The organism is Streptomyces flaveolus (assembly GCF_014648815.1).
GTDB lineage: Bacteria > Actinomycetota > Actinomycetes > Streptomycetales > Streptomycetaceae > Streptomyces > Streptomyces flaveolus.
Map to the genome: position 1 here is coordinate 122,992 of NZ_BMRV01000015.1, position 19,182 is coordinate 142,173.

The 19,182-nt window shown below is 68.1% G+C and carries 15 protein-coding genes; 6 read left to right on the forward strand and 9 right to left on the reverse strand.

Going from position 1 to position 19,182, the window contains the following annotated elements:
- The first annotated feature begins 61 nt into the window (after positions 1 to 61).
- Complete coding sequence (locus IEZ05_RS29250) at positions 62 to 886, forward strand: trans-aconitate 2-methyltransferase (RefSeq protein WP_189233266.1); 825 nt, start codon at positions 62 to 64, stop codon at positions 884 to 886.
- 1 nt (position 887) lies between these two features.
- Here IEZ05_RS29250 and IEZ05_RS29255 read toward each other — a convergent pair whose 3' ends face one another.
- From IEZ05_RS29255 to IEZ05_RS29270, 4 genes are read right to left on the reverse strand one after another with little or no spacing between them, the layout of a single operon-like run.
- Positions 888 to 1,139, reverse strand: a complete 252-nt coding sequence (locus tag IEZ05_RS29255; RefSeq protein ID WP_189233267.1) for a type II toxin-antitoxin system RelE family toxin — start codon at positions 1,137 to 1,139, stop codon at positions 888 to 890.
- The gene (locus IEZ05_RS29260) at positions 1,136 to 1,390 is read right to left on the reverse strand and encodes a type II toxin-antitoxin system Phd/YefM family antitoxin (protein WP_189233268.1); all 255 of its coding nucleotides are present in this window, start codon (positions 1,388 to 1,390) and stop codon (positions 1,136 to 1,138) included. Before IEZ05_RS29260 ends, IEZ05_RS29255 begins: the two co-directional genes overlap by 4 nt.
- Before the next feature lie 59 nt (positions 1,391 to 1,449).
- Complete coding sequence (locus IEZ05_RS29265) at positions 1,450 to 2,124, reverse strand: TetR/AcrR family transcriptional regulator (RefSeq protein WP_161163718.1); 675 nt, start codon at positions 2,122 to 2,124, stop codon at positions 1,450 to 1,452.
- Complete coding sequence (locus tag IEZ05_RS29270; RefSeq protein ID WP_189233269.1) at positions 2,121 to 3,131, reverse strand: acyl-CoA desaturase; 1,011 nt, start codon at positions 3,129 to 3,131, stop codon at positions 2,121 to 2,123. The genes IEZ05_RS29265 and IEZ05_RS29270 overlap by 4 nt, the downstream gene beginning before the upstream one ends.
- 303 nt (positions 3,132 to 3,434) lie before the next feature.
- Here IEZ05_RS29270 and ppc point away from each other — a divergent pair, with 303 nt between their 5' ends.
- Positions 3,435 to 6,176, forward strand: a complete 2,742-nt coding sequence (gene ppc, locus IEZ05_RS29275) for a phosphoenolpyruvate carboxylase (protein ID WP_189233270.1) — start codon at positions 3,435 to 3,437, stop codon at positions 6,174 to 6,176.
- 69 nt (positions 6,177 to 6,245) lie between these two features.
- Here ppc and IEZ05_RS29280 read toward each other — a convergent pair whose 3' ends face one another.
- From IEZ05_RS29280 to IEZ05_RS29290, 3 genes are all read right to left on the reverse strand, one after another.
- Positions 6,246 to 6,776, reverse strand: a complete 531-nt coding sequence (locus IEZ05_RS29280) for a hypothetical protein (protein ID WP_189233271.1) — start codon at positions 6,774 to 6,776, stop codon at positions 6,246 to 6,248.
- A gap of 139 nt (positions 6,777 to 6,915) precedes the next feature.
- Positions 6,916 to 7,575, reverse strand: coding sequence for a DUF4276 family protein (locus tag IEZ05_RS29285; RefSeq protein ID WP_229869911.1), 660 nt, complete (start codon positions 7,573 to 7,575; stop codon positions 6,916 to 6,918).
- Between the two features lie 2 nt (positions 7,576 to 7,577).
- Complete coding sequence (locus IEZ05_RS29290) at positions 7,578 to 8,702, reverse strand: AAA family ATPase (RefSeq protein WP_189233273.1); 1,125 nt, start codon at positions 8,700 to 8,702, stop codon at positions 7,578 to 7,580.
- A 198-nt stretch (positions 8,703 to 8,900) separates the two neighbouring features.
- Here IEZ05_RS29290 and pglW point away from each other — a divergent pair, with 198 nt between their 5' ends.
- Positions 8,901 to 13,523, forward strand: coding sequence for a BREX system serine/threonine kinase PglW (gene pglW / locus IEZ05_RS29295; RefSeq protein ID WP_189233274.1), 4,623 nt, complete (start codon positions 8,901 to 8,903; stop codon positions 13,521 to 13,523).
- A 26-nt stretch (positions 13,524 to 13,549) separates the two neighbouring features.
- Here pglW and IEZ05_RS29300 read toward each other — a convergent pair whose 3' ends face one another.
- Positions 13,550 to 13,840 carry a hypothetical protein gene (locus IEZ05_RS29300; RefSeq protein ID WP_229869918.1) on the reverse strand — a complete coding sequence of 97 codons (291 nt, stop codon included), beginning with the start codon at positions 13,838 to 13,840 and terminating at the stop codon, positions 13,550 to 13,552.
- Positions 13,837 to 14,184, reverse strand: coding sequence for a hypothetical protein (locus IEZ05_RS29305; RefSeq protein ID WP_189233336.1), 348 nt, complete (start codon positions 14,182 to 14,184; stop codon positions 13,837 to 13,839). Before IEZ05_RS29305 ends, IEZ05_RS29300 begins: the two co-directional genes overlap by 4 nt.
- A 132-nt stretch (positions 14,185 to 14,316) precedes the next feature.
- Here IEZ05_RS29305 and IEZ05_RS29310 point away from each other — a divergent pair, with 132 nt between their 5' ends.
- From IEZ05_RS29310 to pglX, 3 genes are all read left to right on the forward strand, one after another.
- Entirely contained in the window at positions 14,317 to 15,159 is an 843-nt protein-coding gene (locus IEZ05_RS29310) for a helix-turn-helix domain-containing protein (protein WP_189233275.1), read from the forward strand.
- Positions 15,156 to 15,371 carry a DUF397 domain-containing protein gene (locus IEZ05_RS29315; protein WP_189233276.1) on the forward strand — a complete coding sequence of 72 codons (216 nt, stop codon included), beginning with the start codon at positions 15,156 to 15,158 and terminating at the stop codon, positions 15,369 to 15,371. Before IEZ05_RS29310 ends, IEZ05_RS29315 begins: the two co-directional genes overlap by 4 nt.
- Before the next feature lie 128 nt (positions 15,372 to 15,499).
- On the forward strand, positions 15,500 to 19,168 hold the full coding sequence (gene pglX, locus IEZ05_RS29320; RefSeq protein ID WP_189233277.1) for a BREX-2 system adenine-specific DNA-methyltransferase PglX: 3,669 nt from the start codon (positions 15,500 to 15,502) through the stop codon (positions 19,166 to 19,168).
- Positions 19,169 to 19,182 lie beyond the last annotated feature (14 nt).

The window sequence follows — 19,182 nt, forward strand, 5'->3', positions numbered from 1 at the left end:
ATCGAGATAAATTTCCGGTGACGCTGGGTATCCGACCCTTGTCCGGCTGCCTGGAGGCACCATGTCCGCCGCGCCCACCTGGGACCCCGCCCAGTACCTGCGCCACGCCGACCACCGCGCCCGCCCCTTCGCCGACCTCCTCGCCCGCGTCCCCGGCCTCCCCGCAGGACCGGGTGCCCGGCCGCCCCGCATCGCCGACCTGGGCTGCGGTCCCGGCAACGTCACCACGCTGCTCGCGCGCCGCTGGCCCACCGCCCGCGTCACCGGCTACGACAACTCCGCCGAGATGCTCGCGCGGGCCGAGGAGCACGCCGGCCCCACCCCGGGCGGCGGACGCCTCGACTTCGCCCACGCCGACGCCCGCACCTGGATCCCGGCCGAGCCGCACGACCTGATCATCAGCAACGCCACCCTCCAGTGGGTGCCCGGCCACGTCGAACGCTTCGCCGACTGGATCGCCGCCCTGCGGCCCGGCGGCACCTTCGCCTTCCAGGTCCCCGGCAACTTCGAGGCCCCCAGCCACCGCCTGATGCGCGACCTCGCCGGCTCCCCGCGGTGGGGGGACCGCCTCGCCGGCACCCTGCGACACGGGGACGCCGTCCTCGCGCCCGGGGCCTACCTGGAGCGGCTGACCGGCCTCGGCTGCACGGCGGACGTCTGGGAGACCACGTACCTCCACCTGCTGACCGGGGACGACCCCGTCCTCGACTGGGTCAAGGGCACGGGCCTGCGTCCCGTCCTGACCGCGCTCGACGACGACCCGGAGGCCCGGGACGCGTTCGTCGCGGAGTACCGGACCGCCCTTCGCGAGGCCTACCCGCCCGGCCCGCACGGCACCCCGTTCCCCTTCCGCCGCGTCTTCGCCGTCGCCCGGAAGGAAGGGTGAGTCAGGGGGTGCGGCCCAGGTGGGTCACGAGGATGCGGACCACGTCGTCTTCGATGATGTAGAGCACGCGGTAGTCGCCGACGTGCAGACGACGGATGTCCGGCGATCCGTAGGGGATCGATCCTGCTGGACGAGGGCTTTCTGCGAGCTTGTCGATCGCATCCAGGACGGTGGCGAGGCCGTCAGGATCCTCCTTCAGGAACCGGGCGGCAGAGTCGAGGGCCTGCGGTTCGAAGATGATCTCGTAGGTCACTTCTTTTCGAGCCCCAGCCGCTTGCGCACCTCGGCCATGGGGACGCCCGGGCCAAGCGTGCCCTCGGCCTTGCGTCGCTGGTAGTCGGCAACGGCCAGAGCGTCCTCGAGATCCTCTATGACGTGCGGCGACACGAGCAGGGCGGCCACGTGCCCGTGGTCGGTGAGGGCGATGGTCTCGCGGCTGTGGGCGGCGCGGCGGACCAGGTCGCCGAGCTGGGAACGGGCAGCGCTGATCGCGATCTCAGTCATACCGATAGGATGCCACAAGATGCATCTCGTGGGTCATTGGTTGCACTGCCTCGTGTGCGTCAACTCTTCCGGTGCCCGATCAGCCGTGGCTTCGGCTCCAGGCCGTCCAGGCCGTGCCACGCCAGGTTCACCAGGTGCGCCGCCACCTCGGCCTTCTTCGGGCGGCGCACGTCCAGCCACCACTGGCCGGTCAGCGCCACCATGCCGACCAGCGCCTGCGCGTACAGCGGGGCCAGCTTGGCGTCGAAGCCGCGGTTCTTGAACTCGCGGCCCAGGATGTCCTCCACCTGGGTGGCGATGTCGGAGATCAGCGAGGCGAAGGAGCCCGTCGACTGCGGGATGGGGGAGTCGCGGACCAGGATGCGGAAGCCGTCCGTGTACTCCTCGATGTAGTCCAGGAGCGCGAACGCGGCCTGCTCGCACAGCTCACGCGGGTGGCCGGCGGTCAGGGAGCTGGTCACCATGTCCAGCAGCCGCCGCATCTCGCGGTCCACCACCACCGCGTACAGGCCCTCCTTGCCGCCGAAGTGCTCGTACACCACCGGCTTGGACACCCCGGCCTTCGCCGCGATCTCCTCCACCGACGTGCCCTCGAAGCCCTTCTCGGCGAAGAGGGTGCGACCGATCTCCAGCAGTTGCTGGCGACGCTCGGCACCGGTCATCCGGGTACGGCGCGCACGCCGCGGCTTGTCATTGCTGGGAGTGCTGGAGTCGGTCGCCACAGCGACCATCATGCCGCCTCGACGGTTTCCTTCCGGCGGCGGGAGCCGCCTTGGTCCGTGTTGCGGCGCGAATCGATACGCGAGCGTGACGGCCACCGCACGTCGTACGCCCATCCCAGCTGCTCGAACCAGCGGATCAGACGGGCGCTCGAATCGAGCTGGCCGCGCATCACGCCGTGCCGCGCGGACGTCGGATCGGCATGGTGCAGGTTGTGCCAGGACTCACCGCAGGACAGGACCGCCAGCCACCACACGTTGCCCGAACGGTCCCGCGACTTGAACGGGCGCTTGCCGACCGCGTGGCAGATCGAGTTGATCGACCACGTGACGTGATGCAGCAGCGCCACCCGGACGAGCGACCCCCAGAAGAACCCGGTGAACGCACCCCACCAGGACATCGTGACCAGTCCGCCGATCAGCGCCGGAAGGGCCAGGGACAACGCGGTCCACAGGACGAACTGGCGCGAGATCGCACGCAGCGCCGGGTCCTTGATCAGATCCGGTGCGTACTTGTCCTGCGGGGTCTGCTCCTCGTCGAACATCCATGCGATGTGTGCCCACCACAGGCCCTTGATCAGCGCCGGGACCGTCTCGCCGTACCGCCACGGCGAATGCGGGTCGCCCTCGGCGTCGGAGAACTTGTGGTGCTTGCGGTGGTCGGCGACCCAGCGGACCAGCGGTCCCTCGACCGCCATCGAGCCCGCGATCGCCAGCGCGATCTTCAGCGGCCGCTTCGCCTTGAACGAACCATGGGTGAAGTGGCGGTGGAAACCGATCGTGATGCCGTGGCAGCCCAGGTAGTAGAAGAAGACCAGCAGGCCCAGGTCCAGCCAGCTCACGCCCCACCCCCACGCCAGCGGCACCGCCGCCACGAGCGCGAGGAAGGGGACGATGATGAACAGCAGCAGGGTGATCTGCTCGATCGTGCGCTTCTGCTCACCGCCCAGCGTGGCGGGCTGCGCGGAATCGTCGTCGGGGGCTTTCGGAGCGTCCGGGATCACATCGGAACTCGTGGTCATGCGCGTCCTTGGGGGGTTGAGGGTCGTGGCCGGTGCCGGGCTGCGGAAACACACCGCGGAAACCACGCACAGTTTCCTACGGTTCCGTAACCTACGGCGACGTAAGTATGGCAGTGCGTCGCCCCGCGGCAAGAGCCCGAGAGCCTGCGCGTCCCGGTCGACACCTATCCTGGAGAGCGGTCGGACAGCGCGGTCCGCTCAGATTTCTTCCCGGACGTCCAGCCCCGTAAGCGGCGCCCGCCGCGCGAGACGCCGTCCGGGTTCCCTCCCAGACGAGCTTCAACACTGCAAGGAGCCGCACCTGTGAGCAGTGCCGACGACCAGACTGTGTCCCAGGCGACCACCAGCACCGAACTGCGGGCCGACATCCGCCGACTGGGCGACCTCCTCGGCGAGACCCTCGTCCGGCAGGAAGGCCCCGAACTGCTGGACCTCGTCGAGAAGGTACGCCGCCTCACCCGAGAGGACGGCGAGGCCGCCGCGGAGCTGCTGCGCGGTACCGAACTGCAGACCGCGGCCAAGCTGGTCCGCGCCTTCTCCACCTACTTCCACCTCGCCAACGTCACCGAGCAGGTCCACCGCGGCCGCGAGCTGCGCGCCCGCCGTTCCGCCGAAGGCGGACTGCTCGCCCGGACGGCCGACCGCCTCAAGGACGCCGACCCCGAGCACCTGCGCGAAACGGTCCGCAACCTGAACGTGCGCCCCGTCTTCACCGCGCACCCCACCGAGGCCGCCCGGCGTTCCGTCCTCAACAAGCTGCGCCGCATCGCCGCCCTGCTCGACACCCCCGTCATCGAGTCCGACCGGCGCCGCCTCGACACCCGCCTCGCCGAGAACATCGACCTCGTCTGGCAGACCGACGAACTCCGCGTCGTGCGCCCCGAACCCGCCGACGAGGCCCGCAACGCCATCTACTACCTCGACGAACTCCACGCCGGCGCCGTCGGCGACGTCCTCGAGGACCTGACGGCCGAACTCGAGCGCGCCGGGGTCAAGCTCCCCGACGACACCCGCCCCCTCACGTTCGGCACCTGGATCGGCGGCGACCGCGACGGCAACCCCAACGTCACCCCCCAGGTCACCTGGGACGTCCTCATCCTCCAGCACGAGCACGGCATCAACGACGCCCTGGAGATGATCGACGAGCTGCGCGGCTTCCTGTCCAACTCCATCCGCTACACCGGAGCGACGGAAGAACTCCTCACCTCCCTCCAGGCCGACCTCGACCGGCTCCCCGAGATCAGCCCCCGCTACAAGCGCCTCAACGCCGAAGAGCCCTACCGGCTCAAGGCCACCTGCATCCGGCAGAAGCTGGAGAACACCAAGGAGCGCCTCGCCAGGGGCATCCCCCACGAGGACGGCCACGACTACCTCGGCACCGCCGAACTCCTCGCCGACCTGCGCATCCTCCAGACCTCCCTGCGCGAACACCGCGGCGGCCTCTTCGCCGACGGCCGGCTCGCCCGCACCATCCGCACCCTGGCCGCCTTCGGCCTCCAGCTCGCCACCATGGACGTCCGCGAACACGCCGACGCCCACCACCACGCCCTCGGCCAGCTCTTCGACCGCCTCGGCGAGGAGTCCTGGCGCTACGCCGACATGCCCCGCGAGTACCGCACCAAGCTCCTCGCCAAGGAGCTGCGCTCCCGCAGGCCGCTGGCCCCGACCCCCGCCCCGGTGGACGCGGCCGGCGAGAAGACCCTCGGCGTCTTCCAGACCGTCCGGCGCGCCCTGGAGGTCTTCGGCCCCGAGGTCATCGAGTCCTACATCATCTCCATGTGCCAGGGCGCCGACGACGTCTTCGCCGCGGCGGTGCTGGCCCGCGAGGCCGGCCTCATCGACCTGCACGCCGGCTGGGCCAAGATCGGCATCGTGCCGCTCCTGGAGACCACCGACGAGCTCAAGGCCGCCGACACCATCCTCGAGGACCTCCTCGCCGACCCCTCCTACCGGCGCCTCGTCGCCCTGCGCGGAGACGTCCAGGAGGTCATGCTCGGGTACTCGGACTCCTCCAAGTTCGGCGGCATCACCACCTCCCAGTGGGAGATCCACCGCGCCCAGCGCCGCCTGCGCGACGTCGCCCACCGGTACGGAGTGCGGCTCAGGCTGTTCCACGGCCGCGGCGGCACCGTCGGCCGCGGCGGCGGCCCCACCCACGACGCCATCCTCGCCCAGCCCTGGGGCACCCTGGAGGGCGAGATCAAGGTGACCGAACAGGGCGAGGTCATCTCCGACAAGTACCTCATCCCGTCCCTGGCCCGCGAGAACCTGGAACTGACGGTCGCCGCCACCCTCCAGGCCTCCGCCCTGCACACCGCACCCCGCCAGTCCGACGAGGCCCTCGCCCGCTGGGACGCCGCCATGGACGTCGTCTCCGAGGCCGCCCACCAGGCCTACCGCAAGCTGGTCGAGGACCCCGACCTGCCGACGTACTTCCTGGCCTCCACGCCGGTCGACCAGCTCGCCGACCTGCACCTGGGCTCGCGGCCCTCCCGCCGCCCCGGCTCGGGCGTCTCGCTCGACGGACTGCGCGCCATCCCGTGGGTGTTCGGCTGGACCCAGTCCCGGCAGATCGTCCCCGGCTGGTACGGCGTCGGCTCCGGCCTCAAGGCCCTGCGCGAGGCCGGCCTGGACAGCGTCCTGGACGAGATGCACCAGCAGTGGCACTTCTTCCGGAACTTCATCTCCAACGTCGAGATGACCCTCGCCAAGACGGATCTGCGCATCGCCCAGCACTACGTCGACACCCTCGTCCCGGACGAGCTCAAGCACGTCTTCGACGCCATCAAGGCCGAGCACGAGCTGACCGTCGCCGAGGTGCTGCGGGTCACCGGCGAGGACGAACTCCTCGACGCCGACCCCGTCCTCAAGCAGACGTTCGCCATCCGCGACGCCTACCTGGACCCGATCTCCTACCTCCAGGTCGCGCTCCTCGGCCGCCAGCGCGAAGCGGCCGCCGCCGGCGAGGAAGTCGACCCGTTGCTCGCCCGGGCTCTGCTGCTCACCGTCAACGGCGTGGCCGCCGGCCTCCGCAACACCGGCTGACACCCCGCCACCCGCACACGACGGTGCCCCCGTGCTCACCACGAGCACGGGGGCACCGCCGTATCCGCGTCACACCGCGACGAACGCCGCCGTCAGCAACCCCACCCCGGAGCCGGCCAGCACCCACGCCGCCCGGGTCCGCCGCAGCCCGCCGGCCACCACCACCGACGCCAGCAGCAGCGCACCACCGAGCGGCACCCACGCGTAGAGCACCCCGGCCGGACCCGAACGCACCACGTCGTCGCTGCCCGGCTTCACCACGACCGTGTACGTCCGCCCCTTCGACACGGCCACCGAATCCTCGATCACGACGCTCTCCCGCGCCCGCGACCCCGCCGACACCGGCGCGTACGGACCGCTGCACGAACCGCCCCCGCACCGCGTCACCTCGACCGTGCCCTGCTCACGCCCCTTGGTCAGCATCACGTGCTGCGCCGTCCCCCACGACGCCCACACCCCGGCGATCAGGATCACCGCGGCGACCGCCCCCATCGCCGCGACCCGGCCGAACCGCAGCGCGGCACGCGAGGCGCGCGAGGCCTGACGGGAGCGGGCAGCGGCAACGGCCGGGGCAGCTGAGGCAGGCATGGCCGGGATCATTGGCCATACCTGTGCGGTCGGTCAACTCGGATGGGCCCAGACAGGCGAGTTAACCGATGCGCTTGTCGGTAGGGCGTCAGGAGTTGTGCGTCCTCTGCGCCGCAGTAGACCGCTCCCTATGGCTAACAACTCAAGCGAGTCAGCGTGGTGTGAGGGCCAGCAGCTTCACAATCCACTCATCGAAATGGGGACAGGTGGCTCGTAGGGCGGCCAGACCCAGCTCCATGACCGCCACCGGGCCGTCCTGCGTCTTCACGTACCTTGGGTACAGCTTGAGGATCCGCTTGGAGGGCGCGGTCTCAGGCCTGTCGTTCACATTCTCGGGCCCTCCGGCCAGATCGGCCTGACGTTTGAGCTCATGGGCCAGGGCGGGATCGTCGGCCCAGTCCCCGAGCTGCTCCGCCGCGGCGAAGACCCAGGTTTCCGTCTCGTGCAGGACGACATGGGGAAGGAAACGGGGATGACCCATGTGGTCTGCGAGGCGCCGCTCGACATGGGTCACCTTGTCCACGGCGGAGCCCGCCGGCCGGTCCGACATTCCCGGACTGTCCTGAGGGAGGCCGTAATAGTCAAGGAGAGTGGTGACCGCTGCCCAGTGAGTGGCGGCCAGCAGCTTGTGCAGGTCCTTCTCGATCTTCGCCCACTTGCTGACCCCGCCCTTGCCCGCGGGACCGCCCGCCGGCATCCGGGTCATCAGGATGGTCGGCACCAGGCAGATACCATACTCCGCCAGTTCGGGCGCGAGGAAGTCGTTGACCATGTTCTCCTCGGTCTGCCCCTCGCACAGCACCCCCACCATGATCATTCCGGGCGGCCCCGCAACGGCAGCTCTGGCGACGGCCTGCCGCCCAGCACGTTCTTCTCCCACAGTTCCCCGAGGGAGTAGTCGTCCAGCCACCCTTGAAGTTCTTCGGGAGCCGGACGTGTCAGCTCCGTCGCCCCTTCCACGCGCTCCACCACCACGATGTCGTTGAGCGAGAACTGGTTCAGAAGCGTCACGGACTGCGTGGCGATCACGATCTGACTGCGCACGGCGGCCGACCGGAGCATGTCCGACAGCTGGACGATCGCGTACGGGTGCAACCCGAGCTCCGGCTCGTCGAGTGTGAAGAGGGCCGGAGGGTCGGGTTGAAGAAGCAGGACGCACAGGCAGATGTACCGCAAGGTGCCGTCCGAAAGTGCCTCAGCGGGAAACACCGCGTCGACCCCCTCCTGCATCCAGCGCAGGCGGATCCTTCCCCCCGGCTCCTCGTTCAGTAGGAAGTCCCGGAAGAACGGCGCCACGGACTTGATGGCCCGCACGATGCGCCGGTAGGACTTCGGCTCGCCATCGCGCAACCGCAACAGGAAGGCTGCGAGGTTCGCCGCATCCGGCCGCAGCGCCTCGTTGTCCGCCGCGTACCCGAACTGCTTGACCGGCGCCTCACGGCTGGTGTCCTGGAAATGGAAGACACGGCAGCCGGCGAGGATACGCCTCACCGGGCCTGCCAGGCGGGAGAGCTGCTCCTCCTCCTTCTGCCGCAGCAGTGATTCGCGGTGTCCGCGGCCGAAGCTCTCCTCCATCGGAAGGCCGGGGCCCGGCTCGTGGAAGTGCCCCTTTTCCTCGGCGAAGACGAAGCTGTCGTTCGTCGCGGGAACGAGATGCGCCTCATAGCGGTAGGGAGGGGCGCTGACTTTCAGCCGAATGCCTTTGTCGGTGCCGCGCCCAGCGAACTGCAGGGCCTGGGCGCCGCCGTGGATGCCCACCTGGAGCGCCAGGTCGCCGTCCGCCATCCACCCCAGCAGTTCGAGCGCGCCGACGACGTTGCTCTTGCCCGCCCCGTTGGCGCCCACCAGCACGGTCACGCCATCGCCCAGCTCCAACGTGCTGGACCGGATGGAGGCATACCCCTCGAAGGTCACCTCTGAGAGCTTGTACGACGGCATGGCCCCAACCCTAGGTCAGGGACCCGGGCTGATGCGGAGCAGCCGGCCAACAGATGATCTGTTGCGCTTGTTGTCCACAGCCTGCCGTACACGCTTCTGGCCCGTCGGCAGCGGCCGATAGGCTGGACCACCTGCTGTGATCCGGCCACCGGCAGGAAACAGGCGAGACGACGAGATACGGAAAGGGGCGTCGCGGTCATGCGAGACGGCAGGTGGACGACTGTCACCGAGTCGCAGTTCCAGCACGAGCGCAGCGGACTGCTGTATCTCAAGGAGAGGCTCCCGGACACCGAGCCCTACCGTGCCTGGTCGAACTTCACCTTCACCGCGCACAGCGGCCATGTCCGTGAGGTCGACCTGCTGGTCGCCGCCCCGGCCGGTCTCTTCCTGGTGGAACTGAAGAACTGGCAGGGCACGGTCACCTCCTCGGGAGCGAGCTGGGTGCAGACCCTCCCCGGCGACCGCACCCGCATCCACCGTAACCCCCGCCACCTCGCCAACCAGAAGGCGAAGGAGCTCAAGGGCCTGCTCAAGGACGCCCTGCGAAAGACGGACCCTCGGCGCCATGTCCCGTACATCCAGGAACTGATCTTCTTCACCGACCCCGGCCTGCGCATCCGTCTCGCGCCGAACGACCTGGCGGGCGTCTTCGGCAAGGCCGGGCACAGCGGGCTCGACGACGTCCTCGCAGAGCTCCAGCGCCCCGCGCGCGACATCACGTCGGGCATCGACCGCGAGTTCTCCCGCGGGCTCGGCAAGCTCCTGGCGGAGGTGGGCGTCGGCCGTTCCGACGCCGAGTTCCACGTCGGTACCTACCGTCTGGACCGCACTCCTTTCGACACCGGGCCGAACTGGGCCGACTACCTCGGCCGCCACGACTCCCTGAGCAAGACCCGCCGCGTACGCATCTACCTGCGCGAACGCGGAGCGGACCGGCAGGCCCGCGAGTCCATCAGCCACACCGCCGAGCGCGAGGCGCGAGCGCTGGAGGGCCTCAGGCACCCGGGCCTGGTCGCCCTGGAGAACTTCGACGAGAACGGCCACAGCGCCGGCCCCGCCCTCCTGTACGCCTACGACCCGCGCACGCTCCGCCTGGACGACTACCTCCTCCAGTACGGTGCGAAGCTGGACGCCCGGGCACGGGCCGCCCTCCTGCGCCGACTGGCCGAAACGGTCCACTACGCGCACCGGCACCTCCTCTTCCACCGCGCCCTGCACGCCCGCGCCGTTCACGTCCTGCCTGGCCCGCGCACCGATTCCGGCAACGAGGAGGACCGCTGGCTCAACCCGGTCCTCCAGATCGCCGAATGGCAGACGGCGGTCCGCCGTCCCCGCACCAAGGGCGCCGCGGGAGGCTCCGGCTCCAGCCTGAGCAGCGGACACGAGATAATCCCGTCGAACAACCTCGCCGCGTACGTCTCCGAGGTCGCCGACCCCTATCTGGCCCCCGAGGTGACCGCCAAGTCCCCGGACCCTACGGCCCTCGACGTGTTCGGGCTCGGAGTGCTGGGCTACCTGATCTTCACCGGCAGGCCGCCCGCGAGCAGCCAGGCCGAGCTGGGCGCCAGGCTGGAACAGGGCCGCGGGCTCGTGCCCTCCGCCGTGGCCGACGGCCTGACCAAGGACGTCGACCAGATCATCCTGGACGCCACGGCCTTCGACCCGCACCGCCGCATCCGCACCGCCGCGGAGTTCCTGGAGTGGCTCGACGTCGTCGAACAGGGACTCAGGCCCACGAGGCCCGAGCCGCAACCGGCCCTTGACACCCAGGGCGAGGAGGGCGACCCACTGGAGGCCACCCCGGGCGACGTCGTCGGCCGCCGCTTCCGCATCAAGCGCAGCCTGGGCCAGGGCTCCACCTCCCGCGCCCTGCTCGCCGAGGACCTCGAACGCGACAAGGCGCCGGTCGTCCTCAAGATCGCCCGCAAGGACAAGTACGCCGAGGCGCTGCGCCGCGAGGCCGACGTCCTGTCCAGGCTGCGCAACGACTCCAAGGTCATCCACCCCGCCCTGCCCGAGCCGATCCGCATCGGCCCGCGCACCGTCCTCGTCCTCGACCACGCGGGCGACCGCACCGTCGCCCGCCAGCTGCGCGAGCGGGGCCCGCTCCTCACCGACCAGCTGGAGACCTACTCCACCTACCTCTTCGCCGCCGTCGACTTCCTCGACGGCGAAGGCGTGTGGCACCGCGACCTCAAGCCCGACAACATCGCCATCCGGGTCCGCCCCAACGGCACCCGGCAACTGGTCCTCTTCGACTTCTCCCTCGCCGGCCTCGACGTCGACGCCGTCCGGGCCGGCACCGAGGGCTACCTCGACCCGTTCGTCGAGAACATCACCCGCGGCCGCTACGACGCCCACGCCGAGTGGTACGCCCTGGCCGTCACCCTCCACGAGATGGCCTCCGGGGAACTGCCCCAGTGGGGTGACGGCTCCGTCCTCCCACGCCAGACCGATCCCAAGGAGTGGCCGCACCCCAGGATCGCCTCCGAGGCCTTCGACTCGGCCCTCCGCGACGGCCTCACCGAGTTCTTCCAGCGTGCCCTGCACCGCGACCACCGCAAGCGGTTCCCCGACCTGAAGGAGATGCAGCGCGCCTGGCAGCGCGTCTTCGCCCTCGCCGACCTGCCCGTCCAGGGCCGCTCCGGCGGCCACCCCGAGGACACCACCTCCGCGGCCGCTGCCCTGCCCGTCGGCGAGCTACCGCCCCTCGACCACGCGGCGGACGACGACGCCCGGGAGGAAGCCGCGGCCAAGGCGGGCCGCGACACCGCCCTCCTCGTGGCGGGACTGTCCCTCCGCGCGGTCTCCTTCCTCAACGGCCTGGACGTCCACACCGTCGGTGACCTCCTGGACTACTCGACCCGGCGTCTCGTCAACCGCCCCGGCCTCGGCGCCCGCACCCGCGACGAGATCAACCGCCGCATCAAGCAGTGGCGCCTCGCCCTCGACGTCCGCCAGCCCTCCCCGCTCTCCCCGGCCGAGCGCGGAGACTCCGCGGAGGAGATCGCCGAGGCACGCTCCGAGCAGCGCGAGGAGGGCAGCGACCTCCCCCTGCGCCGCCTCTCCCTCGATGCCCTGGTCACCCTCATGGTGCCCAAACCGGCACCCCGAGGGCGCAACGCCACCGAGGTCGAGACGGTACGGCTGCTGCTGCGCCTCCCCGACGAGGAGGGCCGGCTGCCCGAGGGACTGCCCAGCTGGCCCCTGAACAAGTCGGTCGCCCCGCTCACCACCGACCAGGTCACCGAGGGCCGCATCGCCCAGATCCTCGGCGCCCAGCGCAAACGCTGGGCCAAGGACCCGGCACTCGTTGCCCTGCGCGACGAGGTCGTCGAGATACTCACCACCCTGGGCCGGGTCGCTTCGGCGACCGAACTCGCCGAAGCCCTGATCGGCCGCCGCGGCACCTCCCAGTCCGACCCCGCGGTGCGGCGCGCCCTCGGCACGGCCGCCGTACGGGCCGCGTGGGAGGTCGACTGGGGGATGACCCCGCGCCGCATGCGCAGCCGCCGCCACGGCGAGACCGGCGACAACCGGATGATGCTGGCCCTGGAGGTCGACGAGGACAGGGACGCCCCGGATACGCCCTCGGCCCCCGCCCTCCTCAACTACGCCGACCGACTCGGCCAGGCGGCCGACATCCTGGCCGCACGCGACACCCTCGCCGGCCCCGGCACCGTGCTGGAAGTGATCGTCGCCGCCGACGCCGCCTTCCGGACCCGCTGGCCCGAGGCACAGATCACCATGGACGAGGCCCGCATGGTCACCCTGGCGGCCGCGGCCTCCCAGGACGCGGCCGCCAACGCCCGGCTGGAGATCTACGCCCGGTCCCTGGAACCGGTGCGCGCCCTCCGCCTCGCCCAGGCCGGCCTGCTGCTGCCGCTCGCGGGCAAGCCGGACGACGAGCAGGACGGCCTGACCGTCGAGCAGATCCACGACCGTGTCCGCGCCCGCTTCCCCGACCTGTCCAGCCGCCTCCCGGACGACCGGGTCCTGCTCGGCCGCCTGCTGCGGCAGGCCGGCTTCGAGCTGGAGTGGCGGACGAACCGGAAGCGCCCGCGCGGATGGTTCGTTCCCAGGCGAGAGACCGCCGGCGGCGGTGACGTCACCTCGGTCGTCACCCAGCGCCGCCCGAGCCGGGTCAGCCGTACCGACCACTGGACCGCGCGCGACCCGGATCAGCGCGCCCGGCTCAAGGCCAGGGCCCAGCTGCTGGAGTCCGGAGGCCGCCCCGGCTTCCGGGTCCTCACCGTCCGCTTCGACGACCAGCGCCTCGCCCTGCGGACCCTCACCGAGCAGGGACGCGAGTGGCAGGCCGAGCCCGTCGACGTCAGCGCCCTCTTCCTGGCCTCTCTGCGCCGACTGGTCGAGGCCCGTCCCCGGCCCACCTGGGAGACCATCCTGGAGGCGGACAACGCGGAACCGGGCTCGCGGGACGCGATGAAGTTCGATGAGTACACGGCCGCTGCGTGGCGCGATGTGGAGAAGGACATCCTGGCTTCCCTGAAGGCTCCGGCGGGCCCCGGCACGGCGAGGGCGGGGGAGGACGGCGCAGCGGCGGGCCGGCGCCCACTGCTCCTGCACGACGCCTATGTCATGGCCCGCTACGGCGGCATGGGCGTCCTCCAGCGGCTCGCCGACCTGGCACGTCGGGGCGGCCCGGACGGGCGTGGCCTCTGGCTGCTCAGCCCGCTCACGGACCCGACCCTCGGGCCACGGCTGGACGCCGTGACCGTGTCGATCGAGGATCGCGAGGAGTGGATCAGCCTCAACCACGCATGGGTCGTCAACGACCCGGGGGGAGAGCAGGCGGCGTAACCGCCTGCTCCTGCCCGTGCCCTGTGTCAGCCCCGTCCCGCAGGGTCGGGCGGAAGAGCCCGGCTCCGGGCGTTGGCGGCGGCCACGGAGGCGCGCAGCCGCTCGGCGGAGGAGGCGGCGCGGACCCGTGCCGGGACCGCGTCCCACTCCCGGCCGCCGCCGACCGGCCGTAGCTGGAGGTAGGGGCCGACGTGGTCCATGAGCACCCCGGTCCGGCCCGTGCGCTCGTCGACCACGACCGTTCCGGCGGGCGGCGGCGGCGGAGGCGGGGCGGCCGTGTCCGGGCCGGGGAAGGGGCCGGGTGGGGGTGCGGTCACCGGTCCGTGCCGCCGCCGGTTCCGTTGCCGTCGCCCGTGCTCGGGCGGGTCGCTGCCTTACGCGCGTCCGCCGCGTCGGTGAGTACGACGGTCAGGCGGTGGGCCGTGGACAGGTTCACCCGGCCCAGCTCCAGGAGCGGGCGGTGCACGGTGGACGTCGTGCAGGACGCCAGTTCCGGCCCGAGGGACGGCAGGGTGATGCCGTGCAGGGCGAGGGCGGCACTGAGCTCGTCGGAGACGGCGAGCGCGGAGGCCAGAGGGTTGTCCGGGAACGGATAGGCGAAGGGGACGGTCGGGAGGGGGTGTTCGGTCTGGGTGGGGAAGGGGTGATTGTTGCTGTTCATGCCTACAGCGTGCTGATCTGGGGCTACTCTCGGTAGGGGTCGCGTGCCAGCAACGGAGTTGCGGGCAGTGAGCGGCATTGGCCCCGCGGAGTTGGCGGGTGCGCACACGGACACCGCAAGGGGGCACAGCCGATGGCCGGCCGACAGAACCGCAACCAGGACATGGACCCGTTCACCTCGCCGAGGACCTTCTTCGGCAGTGAACTCCGCCGAGCCCGCGAGGCCGCCGGCTTTTCCCAGGACCAGCTCGGCGAGCGGGTCTTCTGCTCGGGCACGTACATCGGCCAGTTCGAGTCGGCGACCAGGCGTCCGCAGCCGGACCTGTCCCGGCTCCTGGACGAGGTCCTCGGCACGGACGAGCACTTCCAGCGCCTGTGCGAACTGGCCCGCAAGTCCCAGCACGCCGACTACTTCGCGGACGCGGCGGAGCTCGAGACGCGGGCCAAGACGATCAGCGAGTACGCGCCGATGCTGGTGCCGGGGTTGTTGCAGACGGAGGGGTATGCGCGGGCGTTGACGCGGGCCACGCTGCCTTACGCGTCAACGGATGAGGTGGAGGGGTACGTACGCGCCCGAGTCGAGCGTCAACGGATCCTGGACGATTCCGCAGGACCTCTACTGTGGGAGATCGTTCACGAGGCAGCCCTGCGTGTGCCAGTTGGAGGAGCGGATGTCATGGCTGAGCAGTTGGCCTGGCTTGCGGAGCTCGCCGGCACCCGTGGAGTGTTGATCCAGGTCCATCCATACGAAGCAGGGCCTCACACCTTCATGATGGGGGTGGTGTCTCTCATGACCTTCAGGGACGCACCACCCGTTGCCTACGTAGAGGGGCCACACAGTGGCCAACTCATCGATGATCCGGCACTGGTTGAGCGATACCAAACGTCATACGATCTGGCCAGGGCCGCCGCATTGCCACCGGAGGCGTCCCTCACTCTGATCGAATCGGTGGCGGAGGACTTGCCGAAACCATGACCACCCCGCTCGACCTGAGTAACGCGGTATGGCGCAAGTCGTCATACACCAATGGTGAAGGGGGAAACTGCGTCGAGATCGCAGAAGGCTTCCCTGGCTTGATTCCTGTCCGTGACAGCAAGCGTCCTCAGGGACCAGCCATCCTCTTCGAGGTCGAGGGCTGGGCGTCCTTCGTGTCAGCCGTCAGGAAGGGGATGGTGGGTCCCTACTGACTCGTGCCTCAGATCCCGCACCAGCCCCGTCACTTTCCTGAGAGGCGGGGCTGGGTCGTGGTCCAATGAATGCTTGTGCGCCACAGGGCGCCTTCCGTGATCGAACACTTCAACTGTTGGTGGGCTCAGTGATTGACAGCGCGCGTCTGCTCAAGGACCTGCAGAAGCAGGTGGCCGAGGCCGAGAAGGACCTTCACTCGCAGCTTGAGACGCTCCCCGAGACCGAGCAACGGCTCCTTGCGGAGCATAATAGGGCTTTCAAGGCGCGTAGGACATCGGCTGCCGCCTCCCAGTGGATCAGCGAGCGTGTGACCCAGGCTGCCGTTGCGTGGATCCTCGGCACAGTTTTCGTCCGTTTCTGTGAAGACAACGACCTTCTTAGAAACCCGTTCCTGGCTGGTCCGGTACCTGGCCGCCAGACATACGCAGAGGAACGACATGACCAATTCATGGCACATGATCCGTCCCGCACTCACCGTGACTGGCTCCTGTCGGCCTTTGATGAAATCGGATCATCGCCGGCAGGGCAGATGCTTTTCGATGAAGATCATAATCCGCTTTACCAGATCCCTCTCTCTAACGAAGGCGCAAAGAGGCTGATCGACTTTTGGCGCCTCCATGAGGAAGTTCCCGAATCGGGGACTCGAATCGTGCATCACTTCAATGATCCGGATTGGAGCACTCGTTTCCTTGGTGATCTTTATCAGGATCTTTCGCAGGAGGCGAAAGATAAATATGCACTTCTCCAGACGCCCGAGTTTGTAGAAGAATTCATCCTCGAACGTACGCTCGGTAGGGCAGTCAAGCGGGTCGGGTATGACGTAGTCAAAATGATTGATCCGACCTGTGGATCGGGTCACTTCATTCTAGGGGCGTTTCATCGAATCCTTGCGGAATGGGAAAATCGAGCACCTAGTGATGATGTTCATGTCCGAGTGGCCGGAGCGCTTGATGCAGTACATGGCGTCGATATAAATCCGTTTGCTGTGGCGATTGCTCGCTTCCGGCTTCTCATTGCCGCTTTCAAAGCAGCAGGCGTTTTGAATTTGCCCGAAGCGGCTAGCTATGATTGGCCGCTCCACATTGCAACGGGCGATGCTCTTCTTAAGACTGAGCAGGGAAAGCTTTTTGAGGCGGACGATGCCTCTAATGTGCAGGGAGACCGTGAATTCTGGTTTGACACGGAGGATTTGGCCGAGCACCTTGACATCCTCAAGCCGGGTCGTTATCACGTGGTGGTTGGAAACCCACCGTATATCGCCGTGAAAGATTCCAGGCTTAGGGATACGTACCGTCGTCTCTACAGGAATGTCTGTCACGGTAAGTACGTTCTGTCCGTCCCGTTCATGCAGCGATTCTTCGAACTTGCGGTCCGTGACGAGGAAGGGAATGTCGAGTCTGGCTATGTTGGGCAAATCACTTCCAATTCCTTCATGAAACGCGAGTTCGGCGAGAAAATGGTGCAGGGGTACCTCAAGAGTTACGTGGATCTGATTGAGGTTATCGACTCTTCTGGTGCATATATTCCTGGTCACGGAACCCCAACGGTGATCCTTGTTGGAAGAAACCGCCCGGCTTCCCTTGGTGCTAAGACCGTACGGGCCGTCCGCGGAGTGCAAGGGGAGCCTACGTCTCCGAGGGATCCAAGGCTTGGCCTAGTGTGGAGGGATATCGTGGAGCGGATCGATACCCCGGGAAAGAGCGCGGGTGCGTGGGTCTCTGCCGATAACCTTGATCGCGGCGATTACTTCGGCAAGCATCCGTGGGTGCTTGCCGACGGTGGCGTGGAAACACTTCTAGAGATTAAGAAAAAATCAGTAGGTGAGCTGAAAAAACACTCCAAGGCCGTAGTTGGAATCGCTGCGGTTACTGGCGAAGACGATCTCTATCTATTGCCGCGAAATGGTACCTCAAGGCGATTGGGTGTGCGGCAATCGAAGCCGCTGATCACTGGCGAGTCCGTTCGTGATCACCTGGCGATTCCGGCATTCGATGCGATTTGGACGTATAGGGAAGACTTCAAAGTTCTACCGCTATCAGATTTGGGGGCAACTGCTCGAATTTTGAACGAGGGGAAAAGTGTAATCAGGCGCAGGAAACGCTTCGGTACGCCCATGGTGGATCGCGATCTTGCCTGGTATGAGTGGCAGGAGGTTTATTCAGGGAAGCTCAAGTCACCGCTAACGGTTACCTTCGCAGAAGTAGCCACTCATAATCATTTTGCGCTCGATCGGGGCGGCAAAATTTTCAATCGAACTGCCCCTGTTATTAAACTTCCCGAGAATTCCACTGAAGGTGATTACCTTCAGCTTCTAGGGCTGCTGAACTCATCCATGGCGTGCTTTTGGCTGAAGCAGATGTGTCACAGTAAAGGAAGTACTGTCGATGTAAAGGGGGCTAGGCAGTCGAGGGTCCCATTTGATGATTTCTATCAATTCAACGGAACTAACGTCCAGGAATTCCCTCTCCCTGCTGAGTACCCTCTCACCCGCGCAACAGAACTGGACACCCTCGCCCAACATCTCGCTGCCGTAACCCCTTCCGTCATCGCAGCCGACCCGGAGAATCCACCCACGTCCGAATCCTTGGCGCAGGCAAAATCGGAATGGCACCGCATCCGTGCCCGGATGATCGCCGTCCAGGAGGAATTGGACTGGGAGGTCTACGGCATCTACGGCCTGTGCGACGACCTCACCGCACCCGAAGACTCACTTCCCGCCGAAGGTCTCGCCCTCGGGCAGCGAGCCTTCGAGATCCACCTCGGCAAACGTGTCAAGGAGCAGGGCGTCAAGACGGAATGGTTCCGGCGTCACAACTCCACCATGATCACAGAGATTCCGGCCGAATGGCCTGGCGCCTACAAGGAGACGGTCCGCCGTCGGCTCGACGCCATGAAGAACTCCTCCGTGATCGGGCTCATCGAGCGCCCCGAATACAAGCGGCGCTGGCTCACCGACAGCTGGGAAGATCAGCAGCAGGCCGCACTCAAGGAGTGGCTGCTCGCACGTATGGAGCGACGGGAGCTCTGGTACGAGACGGACTACGACGGGACGGAGCGCCCCCGTACCCGCTCCCTCCCCGAGCTGGTCGACGACCTCACCGGCGACCACGACTTCGTGGCCGTCGCTGAGCTCTACGCGCCCGGTGAGGAACTGTCCGTGATCGTGCCCAAGCTGGTCGAGGACCAGCACGTGCCGTTCCTGGCCGCCCTGCGCTACACGGAGGCGGCGCACAAGAAGAAGCGCGAGGTGTGGGAGCAGGTCTGGGAGCGGCAGCGGGAGGAGGACGCGGCCACCGCCGCCGGGGATCACCGGAAGGCGCTGGAGATCAGGGACGGTACTCCGGTGCCGCCGAAGTACACGACGGCCGACTTCCGCAAGGCCTCCTACGCCGCCCAGCGCGGGGGTCTCGACGTGCCCAAGGAGCGGTTCATCTCCTACAGCCGTACTCTCAACCCGGCGATCGAGGTCCTGGGCTGGGGCGGCTGGGACCACCTGGAGCAGGCCGCGGCCCTCACCGAGACCATCGATAACCGCGCGAACTCCGGAAACTGGGAGCGAGAGGACTTCATCCCGTACCTCGCCGGCCTGCTGGAGCTGCTGCCGTGGCTGAGGCAGTGGCACCCCGAGGACGCCGGCATGTTCGAGGAGGCGCTGCTGGACTGGCAGCGGGAGGAGGAGTTCGCGGTCACCGACGAGGAGCTGCGCGCCTGGCGCCCGGCCCGTAAGGCGGCGAAGAAGGCCGCGGCCAAGCCCGCCGGCGGGAAGAACGCGAAGAATGCGAAGGCGAAGGAGTAGCCACCCCTTCGCAG

Coding starts and splice junctions, on each gene's coding strand:
- IEZ05_RS29250 (WP_189233266.1), top strand. CDS start 62: ATGTCCGCCGCGCCCACCTGGGACCCCGCCCAGTACCTGCGCCACGCC.
- IEZ05_RS29260 (WP_189233268.1), bottom strand. CDS start 1,390: ATGACTGAGATCGCGATCAGCGCTGCCCGTTCCCAGCTCGGCGACCTG.
- IEZ05_RS29265 (WP_161163718.1), bottom strand. CDS start 2,124: ATGATGGTCGCTGTGGCGACCGACTCCAGCACTCCCAGCAATGACAAG.
- IEZ05_RS29270 (WP_189233269.1), bottom strand. CDS start 3,131: ATGACCACGAGTTCCGATGTGATCCCGGACGCTCCGAAAGCCCCCGAC.
- IEZ05_RS29280 (WP_189233271.1), bottom strand. CDS start 6,776: ATGATCCCGGCCATGCCTGCCTCAGCTGCCCCGGCCGTTGCCGCTGCC.
- IEZ05_RS29285 (WP_229869911.1), bottom strand. CDS start 7,575: ATGGTGGGGGTGCTGTGCGAGGGGCAGACCGAGGAGAACATGGTCAAC.
- IEZ05_RS29290 (WP_189233273.1), bottom strand. CDS start 8,702: ATGCCGTCGTACAAGCTCTCAGAGGTGACCTTCGAGGGGTATGCCTCC.
- pglW (WP_189233274.1), top strand. CDS start 8,901: ATGCGAGACGGCAGGTGGACGACTGTCACCGAGTCGCAGTTCCAGCAC.
- IEZ05_RS29305 (WP_189233336.1), bottom strand. CDS start 14,184: ATGAACAGCAACAATCACCCCTTCCCCACCCAGACCGAACACCCCCTC.
- IEZ05_RS29310 (WP_189233275.1), top strand. CDS start 14,317: ATGGCCGGCCGACAGAACCGCAACCAGGACATGGACCCGTTCACCTCG.
- IEZ05_RS29315 (WP_189233276.1), top strand. CDS start 15,156: ATGACCACCCCGCTCGACCTGAGTAACGCGGTATGGCGCAAGTCGTCA.